At 68.0% G+C, this 4,956-nt stretch carries 5 protein-coding genes; 2 read left to right on the top strand and 3 right to left on the bottom strand.

Translation table 11 applies throughout. The features are described 5' to 3' along the window. Positions 1-4: 4 nt before the first annotated feature. Complete coding sequence (locus DD1DGNOD_RS08830) at positions 5-1,225, bottom strand: deoxyguanosinetriphosphate triphosphohydrolase (RefSeq protein WP_241255581.1); 1,221 nt, start codon at positions 1,223-1,225, stop codon at positions 5-7. Positions 1,226-1,349: 124 nt separating this feature from the next. Between DD1DGNOD_RS08830 and DD1DGNOD_RS26715 the strand changes: the two genes are divergently transcribed. Next, a complete protein-coding gene (locus tag DD1DGNOD_RS26715; protein ID WP_165034867.1) occupies positions 1,350-1,505 on the top strand; it encodes a hypothetical protein in 156 nt (51 codons plus the stop codon). Between the two features lie 40 nt (positions 1,506-1,545). Continuing rightward, a complete protein-coding gene (locus DD1DGNOD_RS08825) occupies positions 1,546-2,085 on the top strand; it encodes a PH domain-containing protein (RefSeq protein WP_131769865.1) in 540 nt (179 codons plus the stop codon). A 186-nt stretch (positions 2,086-2,271) separates the two neighbouring features. Here DD1DGNOD_RS08825 and DD1DGNOD_RS08820 read toward each other — a convergent pair whose 3' ends face one another. Together DD1DGNOD_RS08820 and DD1DGNOD_RS08815 are read right to left on the bottom strand one after the other, a co-directional pair. Next, positions 2,272-4,146, bottom strand: a complete 1,875-nt coding sequence (locus DD1DGNOD_RS08820; RefSeq protein ID WP_131769864.1) for a transketolase — start codon at positions 4,144-4,146, stop codon at positions 2,272-2,274. A gap of 367 nt (positions 4,147-4,513) precedes the next feature. Beyond that, positions 4,514-4,956: YdcF family protein (locus tag DD1DGNOD_RS08815; protein WP_131769863.1), on the bottom strand; the 443-nt coding region annotated here is incomplete at its 5' end.

Raw genomic sequence — 4,956 nt, 5'->3', positions numbered from 1 at the left:
CCCATCACAGGACCGCCGGCCAGCGCCGACCGGTCAGCTGTGCGTGGCGGCGGCCGGCGCTCGCATCGGTGAGACGAGCGATCTGATCGACGACGACCCGTAGCCTCGCCGCGTCGTCGGGCGCGGCGGCCCAGGCCGGACGCAGCAGCGGGTCGAGCGCGTCCGGCGCGCGCACAACCAGCAATGCGAGCAGCTCCGCGACGACCTCCCGCTGGCGCCGTTGGCGGTCACGCGCGTCCCGGCGGTCCATGACGAAGTAAGCGGTCACCCCCTTGAGCAGCGCGCACTCGGCGACGGTCTGCGCGGGGACGACCAGATCGGAGTGGTAGCGGCACAGCGGCAGGTCGCCGTACACCTCCCGGGTGGCGCGGACCGCCGCGACGCACAGGCGCGCGATCAGCTCGCTGGTCATCGTCCGCACCGCACGCAGCGCGCTCGGCGTACTGACCGGCCCGGTCACCCACCAGGGCTGTCGACGTAGCCGGTCCAGCGCCTCGCCCACCGCCACCGCCGGCGCCGCCGGGTAGCGCGGTGCGGTCGAGGCGACCAGGTCGGCCCGCTGCCCCGGATCCTCCAGCCGGCCCAGGTCGATCAGACCCGCGACCACCCCGTCCTCCAGGTCGTGGACGCTGTAGGCCACGTCGTCGGCCCAGTCCATGATCTGGGCTTCCATGCAGCGCCGGCCCACCGGCGCACCGTCCCGGACCCAGTCGAAGATCGGCAGATCGTCGGCGTAGACACCGAACTTCGGTGTGTCGGGCCGCCGTGCCCACGGATACTTCAGGGACGCGTCCAGGGTGGCCCGGGTGAGGTTCAGGCCGGCGTCGCACCCGTGAACATCAACGACCTTGACCTCCAGACGGGTTAGCTCCCGCAGGCTCTGCGCGTTGCCCTCGAAACCCCCGCAGTCACGAGCGGCCGCGTCCAGCGCGGCCTCACCGTTGTGGCCGAAGGGGGGATGACCGATGTCATGGGCGAGGCAGGCCGCATCGACCAGGTCCGGGTCGGCACCCAGCGAGCGCGCCAGGCCCCGTCCGACCTGGGCGGTCTCCAGGGAATGCGTGAGGCGGGTGCGCGGGAAGTCGTCGTCGAGCGGGCCCACGACCTGAGTCTTGCCGGCCAGCCGACGCAACGCGCTGGAATGTAGGACACGCGCACGGTCCCGCTCGAACCAGTTCCGATCGTCCGGTGTACTCTTCTGTCGCTCCTCGCCCCAACGGACCACGTCGGACGCTCTGTACCACCTCTCGGCCACAAGCTGAGCGTATAGGCGCGATTTCCGCACGTCCGAGGTGCGAAGCGGCGATACTTTGTGGTCAGCCCTCCCAACTTCGGCCCGGAGGCCCGCCGTGGACAAGATCATTAGATACGGTCTCATCGCGTTCGTCATTTTTTTCGTTGTGAGCTTTCCCGCGAGTGCCGCCAACATCATCGAACGGGCCATCAACGGCTTGGAGTCCGTCGGTAACGGTCTGTCCGATTTTGTCACCGACACGGTTCTGTGAAGCGGTGTGAACCGCCAACCCGATCCGGGAGACGATGGCCATGGTGAGAATCCGGATCCCTGACCCCACCGCCAGGGACGACAAGTACCTCGCCGCCCGCGAGCGGCTGGTCGTGAAGGTCCGGATGCACTGGGCGATCCTGCTGCCCGTCTTTCTGCAGACCCTGGCGTCCATCGTCGGTGTGATCCTGCTCGCGATTCTGCTGAATGGTCTGGATGTCGGCGGGTACATTTCCGCGCTGCCATGGTGGTTCGCACTCTTTATGATCTTCAGGATGCTCTGGAAAGTCGCCGACTGGCACTTCGAGCACCTGATGGTCACGGACAAGCGCCTCCTGAAGGTGTCCGGAATTTTTTTCCGCAAGGTGCAGACCATGCCACTGGAAAAAGTGACGGACCTCACCTACAACCGGGATCCGATGGGTCGACTGCTGGGATACGGCGAGTTCATCGTCGAATCGGCCGGGCAGGACCAGGCCCTGTCAAAGATCCAGTTCTTGCCTCGGCCGGACCGGCTCTACCTGACGATGTGCGACATGATGTTCGGAGGTGCCCCGGCGCCCAGCGGCTCGGACGACTGAAGCTTCTCGGACGCCGCCTTCGGCGTCCGCCCGCGCCTCTCCCCGACGCCGGCTTCGGCGTCTGAAGCTTGTTCCGAACGGCATCCCTTCCAGGACGAGACCCCGCACCCGCTCCTCGGGCGCGGGGAACTCTTTGTGCCCGGTAAGGCCTGCCCAATAAGGCTTGCCCGGTCCAGCTTGCGCTGGTCAGCGCAGCAGGGCTCGGGCTGCCTCCACGATGTGGCCCGAGGCGATGCCCGCCGCGTCGAGCAGTTCGGCCGGTGTGCCCGACCCGGGTAGTTCGCGGACGGCAAGATGACCGAGCCGGACCTGCACCCCGGCCGCGGCCACCGCCTCAAGGACGGCGCTGCCCAGCCCCCCCTCGGGATAGTGGTCCTCGACCACGACGAGACGGCCACCGGTCGCCCGCGCCGCGTCCGCCACGGTGACGACGTCCACTGGCTTGACCGAGTAGAGATCGATCACCCGGGCTGAGATCCCCTCGGCCGCGAGTACATCCGCTGCGGCCAGGCAGTGGTGCAGGGTGACACCAGCACCGATCAGGGTGACCGTGTCGCCGTCCGACCGGCGCAGCACCTTGGAACCGCCGACGGTGAAGGACTCCTGCGGCCCGTAGATCACCGGGTAGGCACCCCGGGTTGTGCGCAGGTAGCTGACCCCGTCCAGATCGGCCATGAGCTCGACGAGCTTGACCGCGCTGGTTGCGTCGCTGGGGTAGAGGACGTGCGAGCCGTGTACCGCTCGCATCATCGCCAGGTCTTCCAGGGCCATCTGGGACGGGCCGTCCGGGCCGATCTCGACTCCGGCGTGCGAGCCCGACAGGCGGATGTTCGCCTGAGAGATCGCGGCCATCCGGATGAAGTCGTAGGCGCGCGAGAAGAACGCAGCGAACGTGGATGCGAACGGAACATAACCCCGTACCGACAGCCCGACCGCGGCCGCGACAAGCTGCTGCTCCGCGATGAATATTTCGAAGAAACGGTCCGGATGGGCCTTGGCGAAGTCCTCGGAATAGGTGGAGTTGCTGACCTCGGCGTCCAACGCCACCACGCTCGGCCGGACGCCGAGGGCGGCGATCGCCTCGCCGTATGCCTTGCGGGTCGCGATCTTCGCACCGAGCGGGTAGGTCGGCAGTTCCACCTTGACCGGCGCCGAGGGCGCCGGTCGCTGGACGGAGGCGGGCGGCAGCGGACCACGGACGTGCAGGTGGCGCTCACCACCGAGCTCGGCGATCGCGCGCTCGGCCATGTCGGGCGGCAGCGGCTTGCCGTGCCATCCCTCGGCGTCGGCTGTCTCGGAGAAGCCCTCACCCTTGCGGGTGCGGGCGAGCACGACCACCGGCCGGTCGGATCTGGATGCCTCGGCCAGGACCTCGTCGATCGCACCGACGTCGTGTCCGTCGACCGCGAGTGCCTGGCATCCGAACGCCTCGATCCGGCGGGCGTAGGCGTCGAGATCCCAGCCGAGCTCGGTCGGGCCCCGCTGGCCGAGCCGGTTGACGTCCACGATCGCCGTCAGGTTCGACAACTGGTAGTAGGCCGCCTTGTCCAGCGCCTCCCAGATGGATCCCTCGGCCATCTCACTGTCCCCGCACAATACCCACACCCGGTAGGGAAGCCGGTCGAGGAAACGGCCGGCAAGCGCCACCCCGACCGCGTCGGGTAGTCCCTGCCCGAGCGAGCCGGTGGCCACGTCGACCCACGGCAGGATCGGCGTCGGATGCCCCTGCAGACGCTGACCGTGACGACGGTAGCCGGTCATCAGCTCGTGGTCGGATACCACGCCGACGGCCTTGAACATCGCGTACAGCAACGGGGACGCATGCCCCTTGGAGAAGATCAGATGGTCGTTGGCCGGGTCGGCCGGGTTGTCCCAGTCGTACCGCAGGTGTCGCCCGACCAGCAGCGCCATCACGTCCGCGGCCGACATCGACGACGTCGGGTGGCCCGACCCCGCGGACGTCGAGGCCCGGATCGAGTCCACCCGCAGCTGCCGAGCCAGCTCGCGGATCTGGTCGAGGTCGGTCGGGTCGATCGCGATCTCGGACACGGGAGTTGCCACACCAGCCTCCTGTACGCCTGCATATCCGTGCATGAGCAGTAATGGAAGGTAGCTATCCAGCCGCGTTACGGACACAGATCCTGCGGTAACACCGGATGCCTTCAGGGCGTTCACGCCGTCCGCCACAGGCAGTCACATGTTGCAGGCGACCCTGAACCCCATGACCACCAAGCCCTATGACTGTCCGTCTCCTATGTGGGTGCCCGCCATTGCCGACCGTCCGCCTGCCCGGGAGAACACGCTTGAACGATGTGAGCTCTACCCCGGGTTTCACCGTCCCGAACGGTACCAGCGGGCAAGCTTCACGGCCGCGGTGCGCAGAACCCGCCCGCCGGATCGGACCGGACCGGGCTTCGGACCTGCTCGTCTAGACCGCTCCGGGCGCGGCACCGACCGGCGTCGCCCGATGAAAGAGCTGGTAGAAGCGGTACGCAGCACCTTCCCGGGCAATGTAGCGCAGCGTGGTGGCAAGACCGCGGGTGGCCGGGCCAGTCGTGACCGGCGAGGCGACCGCGTCGATGTCAAGATCGCGAGAGATGGTCCGCGAGCGCAGCGAGTGCCACGGATCGGTCACGATCACCGCGGACCGCCAGCGGTTCACCACCATAATCTTTGCTACTGCCCGTAATGATCCCAGTGTGTCCCGCCCCTCACCCACCGCTACTACAGCAGCGACCGGGACGCCGCGGGAGGTCAGGTAGCTCGCTGCGGCCTGCGCCTCGGTGTAGACGTCACCGGCTTGGGATCCCCCGACCGTCACGATCCGGGGAGCGACACCGGCGCGGTAGAGGGCCAGCGCATGGTCGAGAC

The organism is Candidatus Protofrankia californiensis (assembly GCF_900634765.1).
Taxonomy (GTDB): Bacteria; Actinomycetota; Actinomycetes; order Frankiales; family Frankiaceae; genus Protofrankia; species Protofrankia californiensis.
The sequence above is the reverse complement of the archived record's forward strand: the minus strand, read 5'-3'. Positions and strand labels throughout refer to the sequence as shown.

Bases quoted from the DNA above. Each gene is read 5' to 3' on its own strand.
- DD1DGNOD_RS08825 (WP_131769865.1), top strand. From the start codon at position 1,546: ATGGTGAGAATCCGGATCCCTGACCCCACCGCCAGGGACGACAAGTAC.